At 36.5% G+C, this 23,158-nt stretch carries 22 protein-coding genes; 20 read left to right on the top strand and 2 right to left on the bottom strand.

What is annotated here, in order from left to right; genetic code table 11:
- The first annotated feature begins 78 nt into the window (after positions 1–78).
- The 6 genes from H7T88_RS28315 (at position 79) to H7T88_RS28290 (ending at position 5,165) form a co-directional block, all read left to right on the top strand.
- Positions 79–420 carry a phosphopantetheine-binding protein gene (locus H7T88_RS28315; RefSeq protein WP_337250459.1) on the top strand — a complete coding sequence of 114 codons (342 nt, stop codon included), beginning with the start codon at positions 79–81 and terminating at the stop codon, positions 418–420.
- Between the two features lie 209 nt (positions 421–629).
- Positions 630–1,586 carry a C39 family peptidase gene (locus H7T88_RS28310; protein ID WP_221791719.1) on the top strand — a complete coding sequence of 319 codons (957 nt, stop codon included), beginning with the start codon at positions 630–632 and terminating at the stop codon, positions 1,584–1,586.
- 160 nt (positions 1,587–1,746) lie between these two features.
- Positions 1,747–2,595, top strand: a complete 849-nt coding sequence (locus H7T88_RS28305) for a 3-hydroxyacyl-CoA dehydrogenase family protein (RefSeq protein WP_221791718.1) — start codon at positions 1,747–1,749, stop codon at positions 2,593–2,595.
- 48 nt (positions 2,596–2,643) lie between these two features.
- Positions 2,644–2,883, top strand: coding sequence for an acyl carrier protein (locus tag H7T88_RS28300; RefSeq protein WP_221791717.1), 240 nt, complete (start codon positions 2,644–2,646; stop codon positions 2,881–2,883).
- Between the two features lie 28 nt (positions 2,884–2,911).
- Positions 2,912–4,114: an acyl-CoA dehydrogenase family protein gene (locus H7T88_RS28295; protein WP_221791716.1), complete on the top strand. Its 1,203-nt coding sequence runs from the start codon at positions 2,912–2,914 to the stop codon at positions 4,112–4,114.
- Positions 4,098–5,165, top strand: a complete 1,068-nt coding sequence (locus tag H7T88_RS28290) for an HAD-IIIC family phosphatase (RefSeq protein WP_221791715.1) — start codon at positions 4,098–4,100, stop codon at positions 5,163–5,165. Before H7T88_RS28295 ends, H7T88_RS28290 begins: the two co-directional genes overlap by 17 nt.
- A gap of 234 nt (positions 5,166–5,399) precedes the next feature.
- On the opposite strand, the gene H7T88_RS28285 is transcribed toward H7T88_RS28290, so the two are convergent.
- Together H7T88_RS28285 and H7T88_RS28280 are read right to left on the bottom strand one after the other, a co-directional pair.
- Positions 5,400–6,110 carry a hypothetical protein gene (locus H7T88_RS28285; protein WP_221791714.1) on the bottom strand — a complete coding sequence of 237 codons (711 nt, stop codon included), beginning with the start codon at positions 6,108–6,110 and terminating at the stop codon, positions 5,400–5,402.
- 5 nt (positions 6,111–6,115) lie between these two features.
- Positions 6,116–6,955, bottom strand: coding sequence for an ATP-binding cassette domain-containing protein (locus tag H7T88_RS28280; RefSeq protein WP_221791713.1), 840 nt, complete (start codon positions 6,953–6,955; stop codon positions 6,116–6,118).
- A 329-nt stretch (positions 6,956–7,284) separates the two neighbouring features.
- Here H7T88_RS28280 and H7T88_RS28275 point away from each other — a divergent pair, with 329 nt between their 5' ends.
- From H7T88_RS28275 to H7T88_RS28210, 14 genes are all read left to right on the top strand, one after another.
- Entirely contained in the window at positions 7,285–8,490 is a 1,206-nt protein-coding gene (locus H7T88_RS28275; RefSeq protein ID WP_221791712.1) for an ACP S-malonyltransferase, read from the top strand.
- 28 nt (positions 8,491–8,518) lie between these two features.
- Positions 8,519–9,544 carry an FkbM family methyltransferase gene (locus tag H7T88_RS28270; protein WP_221791711.1) on the top strand — a complete coding sequence of 342 codons (1,026 nt, stop codon included), beginning with the start codon at positions 8,519–8,521 and terminating at the stop codon, positions 9,542–9,544.
- Positions 9,545–10,147: 603 nt separating this feature from the next.
- The gene (locus H7T88_RS28265) at positions 10,148–11,068 is read left to right on the top strand and encodes a DUF6005 family protein (protein WP_221791710.1); all 921 of its coding nucleotides are present in this window, start codon (positions 10,148–10,150) and stop codon (positions 11,066–11,068) included.
- Positions 11,069–11,082: 14 nt separating this feature from the next.
- On the top strand, positions 11,083–13,491 hold the full coding sequence (locus tag H7T88_RS28260) for an AMP-binding protein (protein WP_221791709.1): 2,409 nt from the start codon (positions 11,083–11,085) through the stop codon (positions 13,489–13,491).
- Complete coding sequence (locus tag H7T88_RS28255; RefSeq protein ID WP_221791708.1) at positions 13,478–13,741, top strand: phosphopantetheine-binding protein; 264 nt, start codon at positions 13,478–13,480, stop codon at positions 13,739–13,741. The genes H7T88_RS28260 and H7T88_RS28255 overlap by 14 nt, the downstream gene beginning before the upstream one ends.
- Positions 13,738–14,736 (top strand): Gfo/Idh/MocA family protein, encoded by a 999-nt coding sequence (locus H7T88_RS28250; RefSeq protein WP_221791707.1) that lies wholly within the window; start codon positions 13,738–13,740, stop codon positions 14,734–14,736. Before H7T88_RS28255 ends, H7T88_RS28250 begins: the two co-directional genes overlap by 4 nt.
- Complete coding sequence (locus H7T88_RS28245) at positions 14,724–15,692, top strand: cysteine peptidase family C39 domain-containing protein (protein WP_221791706.1); 969 nt, start codon at positions 14,724–14,726, stop codon at positions 15,690–15,692. The genes H7T88_RS28250 and H7T88_RS28245 overlap by 13 nt, the downstream gene beginning before the upstream one ends.
- Positions 15,693–15,703: 11 nt before the next feature.
- Positions 15,704–16,819 carry a DegT/DnrJ/EryC1/StrS family aminotransferase gene (locus tag H7T88_RS28240; protein ID WP_221791705.1) on the top strand — a complete coding sequence of 372 codons (1,116 nt, stop codon included), beginning with the start codon at positions 15,704–15,706 and terminating at the stop codon, positions 16,817–16,819.
- Positions 16,820–16,851: 32 nt separating this feature from the next.
- A complete protein-coding gene (locus H7T88_RS28235; RefSeq protein WP_221791704.1) occupies positions 16,852–18,204 on the top strand; it encodes a glycosyltransferase family 4 protein in 1,353 nt (450 codons plus the stop codon).
- The gene (locus tag H7T88_RS28230) at positions 18,197–19,954 is read left to right on the top strand and encodes an ABC transporter ATP-binding protein (protein WP_221791703.1); all 1,758 of its coding nucleotides are present in this window, start codon (positions 18,197–18,199) and stop codon (positions 19,952–19,954) included. Before H7T88_RS28235 ends, H7T88_RS28230 begins: the two co-directional genes overlap by 8 nt.
- 200 nt (positions 19,955–20,154) lie before the next feature.
- Positions 20,155–20,703, top strand: coding sequence for a hypothetical protein (locus H7T88_RS28225; protein ID WP_221791702.1), 549 nt, complete (start codon positions 20,155–20,157; stop codon positions 20,701–20,703).
- A 184-nt stretch (positions 20,704–20,887) separates the two neighbouring features.
- Positions 20,888–21,136 carry an acyl carrier protein gene (locus H7T88_RS28220; RefSeq protein WP_221791701.1) on the top strand — a complete coding sequence of 83 codons (249 nt, stop codon included), beginning with the start codon at positions 20,888–20,890 and terminating at the stop codon, positions 21,134–21,136.
- A 782-nt stretch (positions 21,137–21,918) separates the two neighbouring features.
- Positions 21,919–22,164 carry a hypothetical protein gene (locus H7T88_RS28215; RefSeq protein WP_221791700.1) on the top strand — a complete coding sequence of 82 codons (246 nt, stop codon included), beginning with the start codon at positions 21,919–21,921 and terminating at the stop codon, positions 22,162–22,164.
- Between the two features lie 58 nt (positions 22,165–22,222).
- Positions 22,223–23,143, top strand: coding sequence for a BtrH N-terminal domain-containing protein (locus H7T88_RS28210; protein ID WP_221791699.1), 921 nt, complete (start codon positions 22,223–22,225; stop codon positions 23,141–23,143).
- Positions 23,144–23,158: the final 15 nt, after the last annotated feature.

Raw genomic sequence — 23,158 nt, 5'->3', positions numbered from 1 at the left:
AGCAAAGAGGTGGAGGAAGCCGAAGTACGGAGACACTTGCGCGTGAAATTGCCAGACTTCATGGTACCGGGCCAGGTGATGAGATTGCAGGCACTACCCCGGACATCCAGTGGCAAGATTGATCGTAGCGCACTTCCGATCCCGCAAAGGCTTAGCGAAAACGTTCAAATCGAATCGCCTCAAACCGAACTTGAAGAAAAGATATTAACAATTTGGAAAAAAATCCTCAATACAGATGTTGTTGGAGTAAATGATAACTTTTTTGAAGTTGGAGGTACTTCTATCTCTCTGTTAACACTTGCTGTCGATCTGGATGAGGCAGGAATAGAAATCGAGCCTATAGAGCTTTTTCGCTTATCCACTGTGAGGGAACAATCTGATTACTTTAGCTCAATAAACCCAATACCATTAAAGTATTAAACATTCTACAATGATTCGAGAAAGGAGCTGCCTCAATGGATTTATATAGATTGGCAACAAATTATAGCTTCTGTGTTAAAGAAAATTATATATGAATGCAAAACAGCTGATTGCTAATATACGATGCTCTATTAAGTCATCTAATGAATCTCTTAGGCTTCCCACAAAAAAAGAAGCAGGAAATCTTCTGTAGAGAAGGAGGCTCGGTGGTGATATTCAATCCCGTTATTTTTAAAGAGGAGAGCTTGACTTTACTTGCGCCAATGGAATGCCTTTCCTCATGTGTAGTCTCATATCTTAAACATATTGGGATGAATCCGAATTACTTTTTAATAGGATACTGGTCTTTAAGATACGACTACGGGAATCTAGCTGCCCGTATGTCAGCAAGTGAATATAATTTGACGGAATCCTATGGTCTTGACATAGTCCCTGCAATTAATTCGAGTAAAGAAGAGTTGATTAGAAGTCTGAGTCAAGGGCATGTATCTTTTTATTCTTGTATTTCTTCAAGTTTAACTTATTTTCCAAAAGTGATGTTAACTCATGAGAACTCTGGTTTTACACACGTTATTCTCCTGGTTGGCTATAACGAGACAACAGATCGTATTTTGTTAGCTGACCCTACTGCCAAGTATTTAGGGGAAATTAGATTCGAAGATTTACTAGCTGCGGGTACATCCACGTCAGGATTCTCATATTATATGCTCCAACAAAACGGTTATAAATCTATGGTGTTAAACTCCTATATTAAGGAAAAAGTGTCACAGGCCTATATGGCTTATTTGTACCCAAATGATCACTCTTCAATACATCTTGCTGTGAAGAGTTTCATTGATGATCTAGATGCAAGCTTTCACTGGACAAAAGCCAAAAGAGATAGCTGGATAATGCAGAATAATATCTCATTAACTTCTATCTATAAAATGAGAGGTGTGTTCTGGAAAAGCTATAAGGAAAGTTGCGAATTAACTGAAGCTAACGTTCTATTGGGTGATAGCCTGATTGAAGGGATTATTAGACAATGGGTTTCAAGTAATTTTATGCTTGTGAAATATCAACGTGCAAACGATAACCAGCTTTTGGTGGAGTCAATCAAGCAAGGGATAAAAAAAGCAGTAGATCAGGAACGGGAGTTTTTAGCTTTCCTATGTGATCTATCTTAATATCCATATCATAAAGAGTCGTATTAAGCTGGAATATCTACAGTGGTTAAGGTCACAGTACAAGTTCTTAACACTATATTTGATTGGTTATGAGCTACGGAAGAAGTAACTTGAATTTTTGGTTGCTTCTTCAAATAACTCCACAGAAAGAGGAATTAAAATGACTAAAGTTGGCGTTATTGGAGCGGGCATTATGGGCTGCGGTGTTGCGCAGAACCTCGCTCAATCCGGTCTAGAAGTTGTACTACTGGATGTCAGCGAGAAAATACTGCAGGAATCCAGAGAAAGAATTACAAATGATCTACGTTTCCGCTCATTATTTAATTCTTCTGAGATTCTGGAGGCATCTGATTCAATAATGCAACGTATCCATTTTGGGACGGATTACTCTTTATTGAGAGATGTTGACTTTGTTGTTGAAAATGCAACTGAAAATTGGGAAGTGAAGCGAGAAATTTACACAATTATTGATGATGTTTGTAAAGAAGAGTGCATTTTTATGATCAATACTTCATGTATTTCAATTACCAAATTGGCTGCATTAACCAAGAGAGCAGATAAAGTGATAGGAACTCATTTCATGAATCCAGTAGCTGTTAAGAGAGCAGTGGAAGTAATTAAGGGGTACCATACTTCTAACAGTTGTATTCATGCAGTCGAAAAGTTCATGAGACGCATCAACAAAGAAATAATTATAGTTAATGATTATCCTGGTTTTGTTTCAAATCGCATTTCACACTTGTTCATTAATGAAGCTGCATTTGTTGTCCAAGATCAAGTAGCTTTACCAGAGGATGTAGATGCAATTTTTAGAAAATGTTACGGGCATGCAATGGGACCTCTGGAAACGGGAGATTTAATCGGCTTGGATACAGTGGTTCATTCTTTAAACATTCTTTATGAAAGCTATCAGGATTCTAAATTTCGTTGCTGTCCATTACTGAAGAAGATGGTTGATGCAGGATTATATGGTAGAAAAAGTGGTCAGGGTTTTTATGTGTATCCCTAATTAATAGAGAGCACTATGATCAGAAATTCTTAGTGGAGAGTGAATAAGATGGATGAGATAAAATCTAAGATTAAAGTTTTCTTAACCCGTTATTTTCGTAATTGTGAGTTGACAGATGATGATGACATTTTTGAACAGGGATTTGTTAATTCCCTATTTGCTATGCAGCTGGTTATGTTTATCGAAAAAGAATTCGCTATAACAATCGAAATTCAGGACATGGATCTGTCCAACTTCAGGACAATAAATCAGATGGTCAGTCTGATTCAGAAAAAGACCACCAACTGAAAAATCTGCTTAATGATGGGGGATTGTAATGAAGATTGAATTAACATCAGAACAGTCAACATGGCAATATGAATTTCGAAATTTTGTTGACCAGGAGATAGTTCCTCGCGCAGCTTATAACGATAAACAGGAGCAAATTCATCCTGAAATTATACATATAATGAGTGCAAAGGGCTATCTAGGCTCCATGATTCCTAAGAGGTACGGTGGTATGGAGCTGGATAACGTTACATTAGGTATTCTTAATGAAGAGATGGGTCGAGGATGTTCCTCAGTGAGAAGCTTGTTGACGGTACAAGGTATGGTGGCATTGGGAATTCTGAGATGGGCAACAGAAAGTCAGAAGGATTACTGGTTACCGAAGCTAGCTTCCGGTGAGGTATTGGCTTCGTTTGGACTTACCGAACCGAATGTCGGTAGTGATGCTAAAAGCATTGAAACGACTGCCGTACTTGATGGAGACGAATATGTATTGAATGGTCAGAAAAAATGGATAACTATGGGTCAAATAAGTGGAATGTTTCTCATTTTTGCCAAGTATGATGGGAAGCCAACTGCATTTTTAGTAGAGAAGAGCAATGTTGGATTTGATGTTATACCTATGTCAGGGCTGTTAGGTGCAAGGGCTTCTATGATTGCTGAAATACGATTTAACAACTGCAGGATCCCGAAAGAAAATCTTCTTGGACAAGTCGGGATGGGATTATCACATATCGCGTTACCATGTCTTGACTACGGTAGATTTACGATTGCTTGCGGCAGTGTAGGATTGGCACAGGCATGTTTTGAAGCTTCAGCTCACTATGCAAATTCAAGAATTCAATTCGGTAGGCCCATAAGGGAGAACCAATTGATTCAAAAGATGATTACAGAAATGACTGTAAATATTAAAGCTGCCAGGTTGCTTTGCTATAAAGCCGGGTATTTGAGAGATACAGGTGATCCAGACAGCATCATGGAAACTTGGTCAGCTAAGTATTTTGCCTCGACCATGCTTAATAAAATTGCAAGTGATACAGTGCAAATTCATGGGGCCAATGGATGTCACAACGATTATCCAATTGAAAGATACTATCGTGATGCCAAAATTAATGAAATTATAGAGGGAACGACACAAATGCACGAAATACTCATTGCAACACAAGAAATCATTACTGTCCGTCGAGCATCAAGAAAAGCTGCTAATTTGGAGAAAAGTAAGGAGAATATTTCCCATGACCTTTCCAATTGATGAGAAAATAAAGACTAAGGCCAAACGCCATATTAAATGTGTGATTTGGGACTTAGATCACACCATATGGAATGGAATTCTTATGGAGAATTCTGAGGTTCAGCTACATTCACACATTCTTGATGTCATTATAAGCCTAGATAAGAGAGGTATACTTCAGTCGATAGCTAGTAGGAATGAATATGATATTGCAATGGAGAAATTGAAAGAATTGGGTATCGAAGAATATTTCATTTACCCGCAGATTAACTGGAATAACAAATCTAGTTCAGTCCAAACTATCTCCAATCTGATTAACATAAATATGGATGCGATAGCCTTTATTGATGATCAACTTTTCGAACGAGAAGAAGTGACTTTCCATCATCCACAAGTTTTTTGTCTAGACGCTGTGGAGACAGTTAACTTGCTTAAAATGTCAGAATTCTCACCCGCATTCCTTACAAAGGATTCCATAAATCGTAGACAGATGTACTTAAACGATATTGTGCGCAAGAGCGCTGAGGATCGTTTTGAAGGTCAGCAAGACGAGTTCCTGTATTCACTCGATATGGTACTTACTCTTTCCTTTGCTGAAGGAGATGATCTAAAGAGGGCAGAGGAATTAACTGTAAGAACGAATCAATTGAATGCAACCGGCTATACATTTTCTTACGAGGAAATTGAAGCTTTATCACATTCTCCTAATCATAAACTTATAATTTGTGGTCTAGATGATAAATTTGGAACCTATGGTAAAGTAGGACTGGCACTTCTGGAATGCAACAATGATTGTTGGACCCTGAAACTACTTTTGGTATCCTGTCGAGTTATCTCGAGAGGGATTGGGGCTGTAATGTTGAACTTTATAGCCAAACTTGCCAATAATGCTGGGAAAATATTACGGGGGGAGTTTCTACCTACTGGCCGTAATCGGATGATGCTACTTACTTATAAACTTTCAGGTTTCAGGGAGTTGGAAGAGAGAGAAGGCATGCTTATACTTGAACACGAACCGAGTCAACTTCAAAATGTACCAGAGTACATTACATTATTTGACTACGTTTCGTAAAGGTATGGTTCGAATAGATGAATTAAAGAGTGAAGATCTATCTCTAGATGGCGTGAACCAGTTTGTGTGATGTAGATTATTCTATCACAACAATGCCTGAAAATATGTCTATTAATCTACTTAAAAATGCTGTTGTATACTGTTCGGACGTTTCGTCAGATTATCATACTACAAAAAAAGCGGCTTTCAGATATTCTAATTATTATCCTAAGCCGCTTATATGAGTAACAAAAATTATTTATTGCTATTCTCAAATTTCCTATTCTTCATAACCAGAAGGAAAGAAAGAATCAAAATTGTTATATAAATAACGGGGGATGCAATTTCTATTGGTGTTAGAACATTGTTTGTTTTATTGTCATCACTTAGTATGAACAGAATTATTCGGTAAGGAGGAATTATCCATGAAATAATAGGAGTAGTTTGATCTATAATACCTTGGCCTCCTAATGAAATTGAAAGAATAGTACATAGTCCAAAAAAAGATAAACGGGTTGTTCTGAAGAGCTTTTGATTAAACCATACTGCTATTGAGATTCCGAGCAAAGCTGATAGTTGATGACAACTGAAGGCAATTAAAGCTTGTTGAAAACTTGGAGTATAGTCAAATTTATCAAATATTATAGGGTAAATAATTGCGAACGTTGAGATTGGAAGAGTGAACAACCATATGTACAGAAGCTTTAAGGCATAAAGAAGAGTTAACTTTCTAGAATGAAGGAAAGTAATAATTTGTTGTGTCTCATCTTCAATATCAATAAACCCGTAGCAAAACCAAGCCGAAACAAAAAAAAGAAAGGTGGACGTAATCGCATAGCTATCCATGACTGGATTTGGCACAACCCCGTACAGGAAAAAAACAGCTATAAGATACAAAGTGAGTGGTGCTACATAACGATAAGAACGTTGATAATACCTATGATAATAAAATAAGATGTGTAACATTTAAGTTAGACTCCCTTCCTGTCAATGTTAATTATCGATCCACCGGCTTGTAATATTTCTAAAAGCAGGGTATCACAGGAGTCTTCATGTACATAGAAACTGGTTAGGCTGTTAGCAGTAGAGCTGGATATCACTCCTATATGGGATGAAAATTGATTAGCCAGACTCATATCTTTAAACCTACAAATTACAAGAGAAGCTCCTTCATTAAAAACTTGTTGTTCTTCATGTTCAAACAGTGAAGCATCTTTTACTGTGACGATCCTGTCAGTTATTCTTTGGAGCATGGCAGGTTCATGAGTTGAAATTACAATCGTAACCCCCTGTTTTTTTAACTCCTGCAGTGCGCTAATCATTTCGAGTGAAGAGGATACATCTAAACCTGATAAAGGTTCATCGAGTAGAAGCAAGTCTGGTCTGGATAATATGCTCTGCATCATATTAACTTTCTGTAGCATGCCTTTAGAGAAATACCGCATAGGTTGATCACTCAGCTGTAAATGGAAAAGTGAGTGTAATTCCTTGATCCTTTGGTGCAGATAATCTTTTTTTAGACCTTGAATGCAACCCATATGTATTAAATATTCCTGGGAGGTGAATTTATGCTTGGGAAAGCGATCCGGCATGAAGCCTATCTTTGGTTGCTGCGAATTATTGACAATGCGGTGTCCAGTGGTGGGGTGAATAAAACCACCAATTATTCTAATAAGGGTGCTCTTACCGGAACCGTTTGTGCCTAGCAAAATAAGTGTTTGGCCTTGATTTATAGTCAGCGATATAGTCGATAAAACAACTTTATTAGAATAACGTTTAGTTATATTATTTAATTCCACAATTGAGCTCAATATTAATGTCCTCCTTTTATATATTTTAGTTAACCTAATTTCATAAAATTTCACCTATATCTTAACTTGCTCTTTTCAGTCACTTCTCAAGAAGTAAGTAGCAACCAATTTAGTTTAGCGCAAATTTAACATATTGTCACTCCATTTCTAGTATATTCTATATTCCTTTTTTCTTGTATTGAATATAATCTTATTTTGTTGTGTAAAAGAATATGATAAATATACATTTATGGGATAAAGTGATAATGTTAAATTGTTACAATAGTAGTTTCATTGGTCTCATCAAAATGAATATAGAGTTAATGATGTTAGCGAAGGAGAGTTTGAAAATGAAGAAAAGCGCGTTCATTTTTCCAGGACAGGGAACACAATATGTTGGAATGGGAAAGACGCTCCATGACCAGTTTTCCTCAGCGAGAGAAACTTTTGAAGAAGCTAATGATGTGACTGGTATTGACATTACGAAGTTGTGTTTCGAAGGAAGCTTATTAAAGCTAAGCCAAATTGATATGGCACAATTAGCTATAGTTACAGCGAGTGTTGCAGCCTACAGGGTATTAAAAGAAGAGTTAGAATTAGAACCGGATTATGTCGCTGGTCATAGTTTGGGAGAATACTCTGCGCTTGTTGCTAGTGGAGTAATATCTTTCAAAGATGCACTTAAGCTCTTACAACTAAGAGGAGAGTTATGTTTTCCTTATTGCAATTCGGGAAAGGGTTCGATGTCGATTATCGATCATGTGCAAAGTGGACTCATAGAAAACATTTGTTCGAAGGTATCTTCTGTGGGATGTCAGGTTTCCATAGCTTGTTATAATGCTCCCCTGCAGACAGTTATTACAGGGGATGCAAAAGCAGTGATGGAAGCAGAAGATGCAGCTGTTATGCTTGGGGGAGGAGTAACTCCACTTATGATGAGTGGTCCATTCCATAGTCCCATATTGCAACCAGTTGCAAATCTAATGGAAAGAGAGCTTAAAGATTTAAAGGTATCCAATTTTTCTTTTCCAGTTATGTCAAATGTAACAGGTCTTCCTTATACTACACCCGAATCGGTGAGAGAATTGTTATTATCACATTTGACGCATCCGGTTAAATGGATGGATATTTTACATTATTTGAGCATAAATAACATTGATGTCATGGTTGAAGTAGGACCTCAACATATTTTAACTAATTTACTGAAGTTAAATGATGCTCCATTTAGTACATATTCTTTTGGAATAGCCAATGAATTGCCTTCACTCTCAGCCCTAAAACCAAAAAAATATTCTGATATTGAATTTATGGCACAATGTTTGAAAGCTGCAGTAACAACACGTAATCGAAATCTGGATGAGTCCGCTTTCGAATCTGCGATTGAAGCCTACACTGAGCTTGAGCAAATAGATAGGGAGGTTAATCTTCATAGAAATATCTTATCCAATAAACAGCGAGAAAGAGCTATTCAGCTGTTAACGCAAGTCCTTGTGAATAAGCAAGTACCTTTAAATGAACGAGAGATGACACTGGGGAAATTGCTCTGTCAAGATTAAATTTAATAAACGAAATGAGGAAATGACATTGACGAAAGAGAATAAAAATAAAATTAGAAATTTTATCTCACGATTCTACAGACACCATAACTTATCGGATAGTGATAATTTAGTGGAGCTCGGTCTAATGAATTCACTTTTTGCTGCCCAGCTCACCATGTTCCTTGAACAAGAGTTTGAGATACAGATGGAGATACGTGAGCAATTTTTTGAGAAATTCAATAGCATAGACACAATATGCAGTCTAATAGACGAGCATATAGAAGATTCGACAGGGTCGCATGTATATCAACTCCCGAATGGCTTAAAGGTTGAATATTTGAATAAGACGGATGCTGATCACTTTTATGAGGATATTTTCGTTAAACAGTCTTATTTGTCTAATGGGATTGAGTTGCGTGATGGAGACTGTGTTTTTGATATTGGAGCAAATATCGGCTTGTTTTCATTGTTCGCCTTACAACGTAATAAGGGGATAACAGTCTACGCTTTTGAACCGTCTCCATTAACTTACAAAGCCCTGCAGAAAAATCTAAACGCGTATAAAGATCAAGTTCATTTATTTGAATGTGGTATTTCTAATAAAGAAGGTAGTGGTACTTTTACTCATTACATTCATAGTTCAGGTATGTCAACATTTCATCCTAACGAAGATCAGGAGATGGAATCACTTAGAAATATAATTACAAATGCAACCAACGTAAAAGAAGATAAAGAGCATTTAGTGGCTTTATCCGTGAATGACCGTTTACAAAGCGAAATATTTACATGTGAAATTCGTACCATGGCAAGTGTGTTGGGTGAGCATCCTATTAAAATTATTGATCTACTTAAGATAGATGCTCAGAAATCAGAGTGGGAAATATTGAGAGGTATTCCGGATGAGGCTTGGCCAAAAATCCGGCAAGTTGTAATGGAAATTCACGACTTAAACAATAGGGTGTCGGAGATTGAGAAATTTTTAGGGGATTTAAACTATCAAGTTCATATAGAACAAGATGTGTTGTATAAGGGGACTAACCATTTTAATCTTTATGCTATTCAAAATAATTAACGATTTGGGACGTAAATATGAAATTCTTTTATTAAATTTGAAATACGTGTTTACCTCTGCGTTGACGTCAAAAGTTTGTCACAAGATTGGCAATAAAGAGTTGAGTTTCTAGCTGAATGGACCTCTCTATAGGAGGTATTTCCCGCTCCAAACTGCCATAAAGCCTCTTTGTGAAAAGTAGAAAATTAAGCTGTGTTCTAAAAAATAGAATAATGTTACGAATGAACTAGCAGTGATGTTAAATATATATAATCCTCTCTGGCTAGGGAGTGTAAAAAAATCACATCATATTGCTAGGAATGTTCTAATAGGGCTAGCTTGTTCTGGAGCCTTAAAAGAGCCTTTTCTTAATATATTTTACGATCTGAAATTGGTTTGATGAGCCCTAATAGTCTCTATATGTCACTAAAATGTTGCTTTTAGTGGAATATAGAGATTTTTTTAACATTAAAATATATAATTTTATTTTATTCTTTAATATGTATCAAGATCAAATTATTTTTTTTGTTCCCAAAATAGAGAAATGAATGTATAATATTTACTTAGAAGTAATGTCTTACACCCTTAAATTCCTTTATCTAGGTGATGGGAGGGAGATGAAATTTGATACATTGTCTGCTTGATAGTTTTGCTTTTCTATTAAACCAGAGACGTTATCCTGTAGATTACCGGCCACTTTATTTTGGTGCATGGAATGTGCCTATTACTTGGGATGAAAATCACGAATTAACTTATTTCTCAACGGATCTATCCCCTCAATCGTTTGTTCAGGATTTCACGGAAACATATGGAGAAGCTATAGATATGTTTCTTTTTAAAAGTAAAAATTTCAATTTTGATAGTTTACATAATAGTATGCCCGAGAATATAAACGATAAAAGGGTTATAGCTTGTGTCGATTTGTTCTACTTAAATTACCCGAATCGTTGTTACAAAATTAAACATCGTCCGCACTTAGTCATTATTGAGCAAGAAACGAAAGACTGTTGTCGTATAATAGATTCCTATTTTAATTGGAGTGGAAGTGTACCTCATGCAGATATTGCCTCTTCTTTTATTGAAGCAACAATGTGGTTCACTCTGGACACTGGAAAATTACATTCACCAACAAAGGAAAATGTACTCCGCAAATTAGCCGATTCCTGTTTGAATTTTGATAATGAATTATCCTCAGTAGTAAGTCGAAATTTAAGCGAGGCAATTGAATTAGGCGGAACTGAAAAAGTTATGAAAGAGATCTCTAAGAAATTAAGTCAACTTGGTGTTTTGGCGAAAAGAAAAAAAGCATATGAATATGCTTTTTCTTACTTATCAGAAACGATGAAGTTAAATTTAGATCTGAATGAAGAAAGAATGAAAATACTCCAAACAGGGTGGAGCAGTCTTGCATTTTTAATTGTTAAACTAGGTATTAACGGTAAGGTTGAGGATTTAGTTAGGTTACTTGATAAAGTAGAAAACCTCGCGAATCTCGAATCGGAGATTAAGGCAGACTTATTGTTAATTTGTAAAAAAGCTATTTGAAGGTGGGGGTTCTAATGGAAACTCGGATTTCGATGAACGAAATTTCTAACAATAAATTAGCGGATCTGATTGTGTCCAAATTAATTTACAGTATTGAGAACATCGAAGGATGTAGATTTGATAAGGAGAACTTCGAAGTCGTTGTTGAGCACTCTTCTTCCGATCAGCGTGCAGAAATTGAAAATGTTGTGCTTCAACTTATTTCTCGTGAGCAATCCTATCGGGGATTTTCGACCAAAATATTAAAAGATAATTTAAGCGAAGTAACCGTTCCAAATTTGCATGAAGACTTATCGAATATCTATTCGCCTAATCATAATGTCAAACGTGGCGTAGCATTGGAACTTTATGATTCACTGAATAGACTGTTACAAAAAGTTGCTTTAAAACATACATTAGATGAAAGAAAGTATTCTTCGCTTATAGAGACGCAGGTTTTAAAAAGATGCGGTTACATTCGTTCATTTCCTCAGAATCTCTTCATGGTTTCGGAATTCCCGCATTTATTAGAAGCTCTCGATCAAGTTGAAGAATCAGGAGGAAGCGACTCCATTGCTCGGCAAAGTAAGTTTTCTCTTTCTACAGCAACTTGTATGCACTGTTATGCGGAGTTGGCGGATCGGGAAATCGAGACCCCATTAGTTATAACAGCAGACTCCAACTGTTTTCGTCATGAGGCTCCATGGCGGCTATCCAGTTATAGACTGAACGAGTTTGCGATGAAGGAGATCATCGTTATAGGGGAGCCGGAATTTGTTGAGGCTAAGAGAAAAGAATTAATTGAAGAAGTGTGGGGATTGTTTTGTGAAATGGGGTTGGCAGGGAAAATAGAATCGGCGAGTGATTTGTTTTATTACTCTGACGATACAGGCAAAAGTCTGCATCAGGTTGTAAAGAATTTGAAATACGAATTGATTGCCGTTGTTCGATCAGGAACAGAATCTTTTTCCATAGCATCCTTCAATAATACTCGTTCATCTCTGGTTAATTCATTCGGTATTATAGATCCTAATAATCCCATTTTACATTCGGGCTGTATAGCATTTGGTCTGGATCGTTGGGTTTATGCAGTTCTCTCCTCTTTTGGTAGTACGCCTTCATCTTGGCCAAATAAATTGAGAATTGTTGCTTTGATAGGACAGTCTGTCCAAGGGGGGAGAGTTATGTTAAACGTTAATAATGAAGAGTTTTTGTTCCAAGATTTACAGAGGCAAATGGATCTATTAGGTAATAACCCGGCACTTTGTTCTCCTCAGGGAAAGAGGATTGCTGTATGTCTACGACACCCGTTTGAAATACTTGCTATCTTACTATTTTTAATGGAAAGGGGAGGAGGGATACTTCTCTTGCATGCGGACACTCCCCTTTCGAAAGCAAAGGAAATTGCTGAGTTGGGAGGCTGCGGGGGGATTGTTTACTCTAATTTGAATGATGTTATTCCACTTAGAGGAATGGCGTTGGAGACTGAACCAACAATTTATCAGATGACTTCTGGTACGACGGGGAAGCCAAAGGTAATTTCACGCAGTTGGATAGAAGTTCAAGAAGAAATTACCGCTTATAACGAAATGCATGATTGGAGAGCGGATGAAACTCCAGTTGTGCTGGTTCCTATTCATCACTCTTTTGGTTTGATATCAGGCATGCTTTCGGCACTGGCTAGAGGAACCAAGCCTCCAATACTTATTACAAATTCAAACCCTAAATACATCATACATAAGATAAAGGAAACGAAAAATTCAATCGTGTTTGGGGTTCCGTCTTTATTCAGTTTGCTCTTATCTTTTTCTAAAGAATCCATGAGGTTTCATAAAGTGGTTAGTGCAGGCGCATATATCCCTCAAAAAACATTCATGTTGTTGAAGGCCAGCACGCAAGAGTTATGGCATCAATATGGTTGTTCCGAGTTAGGGTGTATCTCTATAGGAGTAAACCAAACAGAAAATTGTAATGTCGGTAAAATATTAAATACAATGAGGGTTGAGACGAGATTAGTGGAAGCCTGCACAGATGAAGAAATATTAGTACATAGGAAAGATAAAGTGATTTACACGGGAGATGCGGGCTTTTTAACGAAAGACGGTTTTTTGCAAGTGAAAGGACGTATTGATGATGTGATCAATGTCTCGGGGTATATGGTGAATCCCTCCGAGATTGAAGATACTATATTACAAATGGAAAATGTTAGAGAGGTGGTCGTATTCGGGAAAAAGCACGTTGTATTTGGTGAAAGTATCAAGGCTTTGGTTGTAGCGGAGAATGTGAGTAACTTAAGTATACGTGCTTGGTGTAATGTCAAACTTCCAAAATATAAAGTGCCTGGAAGCATTGAGATAGTTGACAAAATACCAAGAACAGAAAATGGGAAGATAAGCAGAAAAATATTAAGAGAAATGGATGGTATAACAAATGACAAGAGATGAAATTAAAGCGAAAATCAGAGAAATTATGTCCAATGAATTAAATCTCACGGTTTCTGCAATATTAGATGAAGAAAGTAAACTTTTCGAGGATCTGGGTATAGATTCCCTTATGGTCATGCAAATCGCTGTTTATGTTGAAGAACAATTTGAAGTAGTGATACCAGATGAGACATGGGAGCCGAGTGCTCTTACTTCTGTAGGCTCATTGGTGGATTTCGTAGAGAATTTGCTAGAGGGGGAGCCAGTTTGAGGATTGGTATAGCTGGGTATGGCCGCATTGTAGAGTTGATGCACAACTCACTTATACGAAAAGTCGAAGGTCTTGAACTTACGGCAATATACGATGTGACGGAAGAGAGAAGGAAACATGCTGAAGCCAGAGGGCTACAGACGTATTCGAACTTGGACCTTTTTTTATCGGATGCTCTTATTGATGTAGTGTTAATTGCCGCTCCGACCCAATATCACTATTCTATTGCGTTAAAAGCCTTACAATACGGAAAACATTTAATTATTGAAAAGCCTGTTGCAATGAACGCGCAGGAGGCCATTGAAATTCAAAAAAAAGCTATTGAAATGAATAGAGTTGTTACTTTATTTCATAATCGCAGATTTGATCCGGACTTTCAATTCGTTCAATCGATTCTGAAATCTAGTGAAATTGGGAAAGTTTTGTTTTTGGAACGCTCCCATCATATGGATGGAGCGGGGGTTGAATTTGGAATTCAATCTTACAATCCAAAATGGAGAATAATGGATATTAAGGGCGGCGGGGTTCTGCTGGACTGGGGAGTCCATTTAATTGATCAGCTACAACAATTAAATCTAGGTTCGGTGGTTTCGTTTACTGGCTCGTCTTATAAGATGGGATGGCATCAAGGGGATGCGGACGATTATGTGAATTCAACGATTGCTTTCGAAAATGGCCTGTTGGCAACAATAGAAATCCATTCATTATCTAATGTAGATAAGCCATCCTGGACAATTGTTGGCGAAAGAGGAAGTGTAGTCGTATATAAAGATAAGGCTTTTGTGAATGTAAGGGGAGCAACCTCTGAGATGAGGGAAATTCCTAGACTTTCTAGATTTGCTTCGGAGGTAATTTACACTTCATTTCTATTGGAAATTGAAGGCAAAGGTAAATGCATTGTAACTTTAGATGAAGCAATTAAAACCATGCATTGGATTGATCAAATTCGGAAGAATGAGGTTTTAATGGGAGAAGTGAGTAAATGGCGAGTTTAAAGCAAGTTATGAATCCTGAAGTGATTAATTTGGGAGCTTTAGAGTGCTTATCTTCCGCCGTTGTAACCAGTTTGAACATGACAGGCAGAGATTACAGATATTTTATCGCAGACTATTGGAATCTAAACTGTGAACTTACAATGTTGCTTTCGAGCAGGAATTTTTCATTTTACAATTTGGAAGCAATTTATGGTATGAAATCAGATTTTGTAGTGGGTCCCTATGAGCTTCTGATTAGGGAAGTGGAAAGAGGAAACATTGTAATTTACAAAGTAGAAGCTTCAAAACTTGGTTTTTTTCCTGAATCAATGCTTGGTTTTGAAAATCAATTTTTTGGACATTGCTTGCTAGTTTATAAATATGAACCTGGAACACAAACTTTCCATATTGTAGATCCCGTAATCAAATACGTTGGGAAAATCTCAATGGATGAACTTATCCATGCAAGCGCATTTCCAGGTTGTGCTGGTATGAATACGATTCATCTAAATAAGGAGTCGACATTATCTTCCGAGCAAAGACTTAATTTTTCTGCGGAACGAAACTACAATTCCTACTGTTTGGAATATGTTCCTGGCGGTGCCAGAGCGCTAAGGAAATTCCGCGAGATAATTGAGGAAAGTGTGGAATGGACTCAGGAAGTACGAAATGAGTGGTCAAGTAAAAATTCTATTTCTATCACGTCAATTCTTAAATTACGTGGATTAGTATGGGGAAGTTTTAGAAGTCTTGCAGGTTTTACTCAAGATGTTATTGAACACGGGGATAAGTCGATTGAGGATATTTCCAAATTATGGAACTCTTTGAATCTTAATATACTTAAAATTGGTCGTCAACCTAAACCGGAATATGTAGATAAAATCATTAATTATACTAAGCTCCTTGAGGAGAAAGAATTGGATTTTCTAAAGTTTGTCTATCATAATACACAACTTAAGCTAAAGGAAACCGAATAGGGGGCTTTTTAATGGGAGTATTGTTCTCTGCACCTCAATATGAATTCCAGTTGATTAGACAAGAATGGGAACAACGTTTTAACGAACTGTGCGCACATGGTGTTTTTGTTGGCGGAGCTCCTGTAAAAGAGTTTGAAAAACATTTCGCGAGTTTTCTGGATGTTAAAGGCGTTGCGGGTGTTGGCAATGGAACTGACGCATTGTTTCTTGCTTTAAAAGCACTAGAGATCGGTAAAGGGGACGAGGTAATTACCGCAACAAATACGTTTATTGCTACGGTTGAAGCCATTCATCATACAGGTGCAACTCCAGTTTTAGTTGATTGTGAGCGAGATTCTTATTTAATCGATTTGGATCAGGTGAAAGCTAACGTAACTTCAAGAACGAAAGCGATCATACCCGTACATCTATATGGACAAATGGTGGATATCGACGAATTTGTTCAGTGGGCAGCGGATAAAGGGATTTTTATCGTTGAGGATTGCGCACAGGCTGCAGGGGCTCATTTAAATGGAAAGTATGCTGGAAGTATCGGGAGTATCGGTTGTTTTAGCTTCTATCCTGACAAGAATCTGGGAGCTATTGGTGACGGTGGTGCAATCTCCTCCAATCACCCAGAACTATTATCTGGATTTCGTAAACTCCGGAATCATGGAGGAGAACTAAAGTATATACATGAGTTTCCAGGCTTTAATTCCAGGTTAGATCCGTTGCAAGCGCTTGTTCTTGACCTAAAGCTAAAATATCTAAACGAATGGTCGGAGCGAAGACGTGAGAATGCAGGAATATATAGTGAAAATTTATCAAATGTTGAAGGTGTTATTGTGCCTAAACATCGTGGAGATGAAAGTCATGTCTTTCATCTATACGTTATCAGAGTGGAAGAGGACAGACGGGATGCCCTAAAAAAACATTTGCAAAAGAAAGGAATATTAACGGCCATTCAATATCCAACAGCTGTGCATCAGACACCGGCTTTCCAGCATCTCGGTTACGGAAGAGGGGCGTTTCCGGTGAGTGAGGAGTATGCGCAACAGATCCTCTCTCTTCCAATGAGTATAGCATTATCAAAAGCGGATATCGAATACGTATGTGATGAAATAAGATCTTACATGGGAACTAACTAACTGGAGTTTTGATAGTGGGGAGCGAATCAAAAATGTCTTTGGAACAGACAGATTTTATAAGGATGGCCTATATCGATGGACGGCCTAAACGCGTCAACGAACGAGTCATTGATTCTCAATTGACAAGGTTAATCGGGGAACATACTCGGCTGATAGGCATTCCTCCTATTAAGTTTCTAAAACTTTTTAATGGTTCACCTGAAAGATGGTTAGAAAAGAAAGAGATCAAGACCGCTTCTTTAAGGCTTCAAAAACTGTGTGCTGATCTTGATACGAAAATCATTTTTGCTAACCTTCCTCAATTGACTCCCTATTTACTGTTAGCCAGAAATCATATGAATCTTGATATTCGATTTCTTATCATTGCTCACTCCGTTGGATCGGAAAAATGGCTAAAGCATTGGATAGCACTGGCTCCGCTTATTAGAAAACAAGATATCGTAATTGCTGCGACGCAATCCTGCAAGACGGCTCTAGTAAACCTGTCTTCAGTGTACAAACAAACTGTATGTATACCGCTTTTTATCGATTGCCACAATCCTGTTCAACGTTCATTGGCAAACAAGCCATTTAATATTCTCATGATAGGAAGAATAGAACCGGTTAAGAATATTCATAATGCTATAAAATTAACTGCTGAATTAAGAAAAACTTTCCCTGAAGTTAGATTGATCGTAGCAGGGGAATTCACGGGAAGGAACAAAGAGGAAATTGATCTTTATCGATTGCAAATAGAAAAGGTGATGCATGGTACAAATTCCTTCGATATTGTTCAATGGGTTGGCCCTGTTGAGGGGGAGGAAAAATCGCAATTGTTGAGCAGTGCTAGTTTGCTTCTTAATCTGTCAACTGATCCAGGTGAAACATTCGGGTTTAATTTAATTGAAGCGAAAACTCATGGCCTTCCGGTAGTCTGCACGAAATGGGATGGTTTCATGGAGGTGGTTAATGATGAAATTGACGGTTTATTTGTCAACTGCTTCTGGGACCGTGATCTCCCGGAGATAGATATGGATAATGCATTGTTATGCTGCTCGAGAATTTTATGTAATGATTCTTTCCGGTTGCAACTTTCTAAGGGGGCATTACAGGCCGCATTTTATTACGATTATAAGAAAGTGATACCGCGTATTATAAGCGAAATTAGAAATGCTGACACTCACCTAATTTCTGATACGAGAAGAACAGAGTTTGAGGAGTTGCAAACCGCTAACCTCATTAATCTCAAAGAGTTTTATTCGGAAACCGTGATTCAGGAGACTAGTTTCGTTAATAATCGATATTTTAGTTTTTTCACTGAACAAAACGGTATCAAACATGAAGAATGGATGCCTATTGCTAAGCGGTTTATCCATCATTTCGCCGGAGGAAAGTGCAATGATTAGATATGGTTTATTTCAACGTATTAGTAGTCTGGTCGAACATCGAAAAATTTTCTTAATCGTGGCATATATGTGTAAATTTATGGGTTTGCTATCTATAGCTGTTCAACCGATGTTGCTTGCGTACTTGATTGATCACGTGCTAATAGGCGGGGAAGAGGGTAAATTAATTCCTATTATTATTATTTGCGCAGCGCTTATTACATTTGGTTTTATCATGAACATAGTAAGCTCGGGGATTTTTCGGAACTTGGATATAAGGTATACATTGGACATCCGCGAAAAAATCATCCAGCATATTCGTAAAATACCTGTAGATATCATTGAAAAGAACGGGGTTGGTAAGTATACTGCTTTGGTTGGGATGGACCCTGCAGTTGTTGCGCAATTTCTAACGAATATTTTAGTAGAAGTGGTGAGTCAGTATGTCACTCTTCTCTTTGCTCTTATTTTTTTGTTTTCTATCAACTGGGTTTTAGGCGTAGTTGCACTATTAAGCGTTCCATTTATTATTATTTTGCCCATGCTTTTTCGTAAGCCGTTGATTCGATACTCTCAGCAGATTCGCTCTCACAACGAAGAAGTGGGAGCCATGATTATTGAACATATTGAAGGCTCTAGGGAAATTCGCGTGTTTGGACTGGAAAAATGGGAAAAAAATAAAAACAAAAAAGTCTATTCGCATTTGATTAAGTCAAGTACGCTTGAGACGATATACGGAATGTTGTCCTCTCAAGTAGGCTCTCTTTCTGTCAGTTTTATCATACTGACAGTATACTATTATTCAAGCGGACAGATCCTTCATGGAACGATGACACTAGGAGGTATGGTAGCCTCTGTTGGATATCTCAGTAATGTTCTAACCCCAGTACTAGCTGCAGCTTCACTTTATAGTTCTGTTATGAAAAGCGAAGTAGCGATCTCGCGTATTGAAGAGTTTTTGGGAATGCCCGTCGAAACGTATCAGAATAATAAGTATATTCTAGAGATGAAGGAAAGGAACTTGGGTACTAAAGAACCAATTCTGAGTGTTAATGATTTGAACGTTCCTGGCGAAGCTAAACCGATTCTTAAAAATATTGATTTTCATGTTTCTACTGGTCAAATGATAGCTCTCGTCGGACCAAGCGGTTCAGGTAAAACGACTTTATTAAAAACACTAATGGGCTTGATTTCGTATGAAACGGGCTCGATTCATTTAAATAACCGTTTGATAGGAGATTTGAGCCGCGAAGAAATCAATCTTACGATAGGGATGGCATTTCAAGAAGCGTACCTTTTCAAAGGAACATTATTTGAAAACATTAAACTTGCAAAGTTAGAAGCGACGGAAGAAGAAGTAGTCGAAGCTTCACGAATGGCAAACCTCGGAACGCTTATTTCTGATCTTCCGAATGGAATACATACTGAATTGGACCCCAATGGAGGTCACTTTTCAGGGGGCGAGAGACAACGCATTGCGCTGGCACGTTTATTTTTGCGTAAACCCCCAATCATTTTGCTGGATGAGCCAACATCGGCTGTAGATTCAATGACAGAGATGGAAATTTTTAAATCGATCAAACACTTACAGCGAGAATGCACAATCATCTTGTCTACGCATCGCCTGGATTCAATCATGGATTTTGACTGTATTTACTTGTTAAAAGATGGGGAAGTAGTGGAGAAAGGAAATTATCAACAATTGATCAACCAAAGGGGAGGATTTTACTCCATGGTGGCCAAAGAAAGAGAAACAGTCGAAATGATTTAAGTTATGAATTCATCCCAGTGTAGACTAATTCATGAGCATAGGTGAATTTGAAAAAAACGAAAACTACTGCAACATACAGGTACTACTCTTATAGTAACACACTATTTTTAAATGAAATGACAAGTAGTCAGAAATTTTGATACATGTCCTTATACTACTAATGAGAAAATAATGACTTTAATTTAGGAGACAACAACTTCATGAAGAAAAGTGTGTTATACGAAGACATTATCTTTAGAATGTTGGTTTCATCTGTAGACCTAACCACGGAATTGTTAGAGTTAATTACAGAGGATCGGCTGGAGGTCAAAGTTACGAAACAACAGAAACTAGAAACAGATAACATAATCCTTCGCGAGTCATTTCTATTTTCGCATAAGTATAAGATGACGATTTCGCAGAATATTGTAATCCTCTATTCAGACTTCATGCCTCTCGACTTATTCAACTCTATCATGTTGAAGAAAGAGGGAATCGGACATTTACTTAAGAGGACAGGTTCAAGTTCGACCAGAAAAATTATTCGTTCTGGATACAGACAACCTTCCGAAGTCATCAATCTGCAGAATGAGCCTTTTAAACTTCAATTTGAATCTCAAAAGAAAATTCCTTTTAAAGAGTACAAGGTAAGATTTGATTCATATCCAATTGAAGGAATGCAATTGGTTGAGTATTTTAATCCGGAAATGATTTCGGAGATAATAAAGTACCCTATGAAGCTTTCTGAAGAAAGAAATAGTATGGTTTAAGTTTATTTTTTATGTAACTCTCAAATAAACCATTAAATTTACAACTTTAGTAGCGAGCAATTCCTGAATGGAATATTAGATTTCCCTTTAGAAAATGTTATATATAAAGCTATCTTTATTGAAATTGAATTTTTTTAAAACTGAAATAAGCTAAAAAGCCAGATATTATATTGGAGGTAGAAATATGCAATTATACGATATTCAGCTAGTTGTTACTGAAGAGATAAAAAAATTACTAAGCCTTGACCGTGAGATTGAATTAAGCGAGGGTTTGGAGAACATAGGACTGGATTCAAGAAATACAATGAAATTAGTTGTTCTAATAGAAAGTATATTTGGATTCGAATTTGATGATGAGGATCTGGTAGATGACGAAATCCTTTTTAATGTTTTTAATGTAAGTGAATTTATTTTCAAAAAAATTAATGGATAGAGCAAATTTGACATCTTGGATTGTTATTTTGGAGATTATGTGGTAAATTCTACTTATAATACTTAATTTAGTATTTTATTTGAATACTAAGTAAATATTTAGAGAAGTTGATAGGTATATAAATTAAAGGAACAAATTGAAAAAGATGATGCAGAGCATATCAGAGGTTGTCAAAGAAGCTTACATATTTATATTCTTACTGTTCGATATTCAGTTATGGGCTTTGACTACGCGTGCGGGAAGTTTACGAGGCGCGTAAATCAACAAAACCACAAGGCACCGTAAAAAACGATTTATCATTAATAAGCAATCTTATTATTTTTAAAGTGCACACTAGTGAATAACGTATAAGGAGGGGTTATGGTATGAATACATTTGTAGTAGTTCCTGTTGGCGTTACACCAAATAGTCACTCAAAAAATTAATAATTAAAAATTTCGTTATTCAATAATATTTTTAAAAGAAACACTAGTGTGTGCCTTAAAAATAATAATGAGACCTTTATACTTCCGAGCTTGTTATAGGAGATGGATTTCAGAAGTTGAAAAGTTTTTTATCTCCAGTTAAGGATAAGTTGCAAGCGACGCATTGATTCTTCGTTTTAATCGGTACATGGTAGCAATAAGCTGTAAATAATGGAAAAAGAGGCTTAGTAGAATCCTGTACGTCAAGATTTTTCAGTTGATGTAGCATCTTCTCGAACCTACTTTCCTGTAACCCTAGCTCTTTTGGTTCGAGAATTTGCATTATATATCTTAGAATTTCAAAAAGGAGAGAGACAATTGAGAGTTAAATTAAATCCGGAATATACGATTAAAGAATTTAAAGATGGAAAATTAATTGTAAATTTAGTGACAAGTTTTTCATTTTATATTAACGATGCAGTGTACTCAGTAATCAAACCGCTAATAAATGAATCAAGTGATGTCCAAACTTTGACTAAAAATGTGGAATATGATCCGAACGAGGTCATGGAGCTTATAAAAGATTTAATTAGTAAAGATTTATTAGTTGTTATTGATGAATAAGTTTTACTTTTGTGCTTTCTTGATAATTTAGTAATATTATATGTGTCAGGAGGGAAACATGACTAAAAATCATTGTTATTATTACATAATAGCTAGGTTGGCAAAGGAAAAAGGAATTGATTTAAATGAAATTGATATTTTCTACTTGTTAGGTGGATATGGTTTAAAAATCGAAGAAATGAATAATGGGTATTTCCCGCATATCAGTGTCACAGGGAATAAGGTTAATAATGAAATATTTGAAGATAGAACTGGAATCAAATTTTTTCATTTAAATTACACTACAGAAAAGTTTGAAGTAGCCAATTTAATAGAGGCTTTGAAAGTTAGAAATTATGTATCAGCTGTAGCTAATTGCTATTTTTTGACTTACGATCACCTTAATTATAAGAATAATATTGGAAGTCACTTTATTTTTATCCATCAATATGATATTTCAAATGATACTTTTCTTGTAAGTGATAATAAATTTGAGTGTGTTTCAATAAAAAGAAATGACTTAGATATTGCTTTGAAAAATGTACCTAATAGTAATAATGAAGTGAGTTTCTTTGATATAGAAGTAGTAGTCGAGGATGTTGGAATTAAAGATCGGATCCCAGAAATAATTAAATTGAATGCACTTGAGTTACTCAAAAATTGTAAAAAAGAGCTACTGAATTTAAAAAAAGGTCTTGAAAAATTAAAGACATTGGAACCAATTTATAAATCATTATCTTATACTGAAACTCTTAATAGTATCAAGTCTTTGAATGGTCCTATTGTTTCTAGAAAATATCTTTTGCAGAGTTTCACAGATGATGAAATCAGAAGAGAGATCAATAAGTTAATTGGTATGTGGGAAAAACTTTGTATTAGTCTTTACAAAATTTATGAAATTGGGACCGATATTAATCTAGATGGACAACTTGAAGATATTCTTGAACTGGAACTATTAATAAATGAAAAAATTTTAAACAATGGACGGATTGTAATATGAAGTGCGACACCTACT

The organism is Paenibacillus cucumis (ex Kampfer et al. 2016) (assembly GCF_019748695.1).
In the GTDB taxonomy this organism is placed as follows: domain Bacteria; phylum Bacillota; class Bacilli; order Paenibacillales; family Paenibacillaceae; genus Paenibacillus; species Paenibacillus polysaccharolyticus.
The sequence above is the reverse complement of the archived record's forward strand: the minus strand, read 5'-3'. Positions and strand labels throughout refer to the sequence as shown.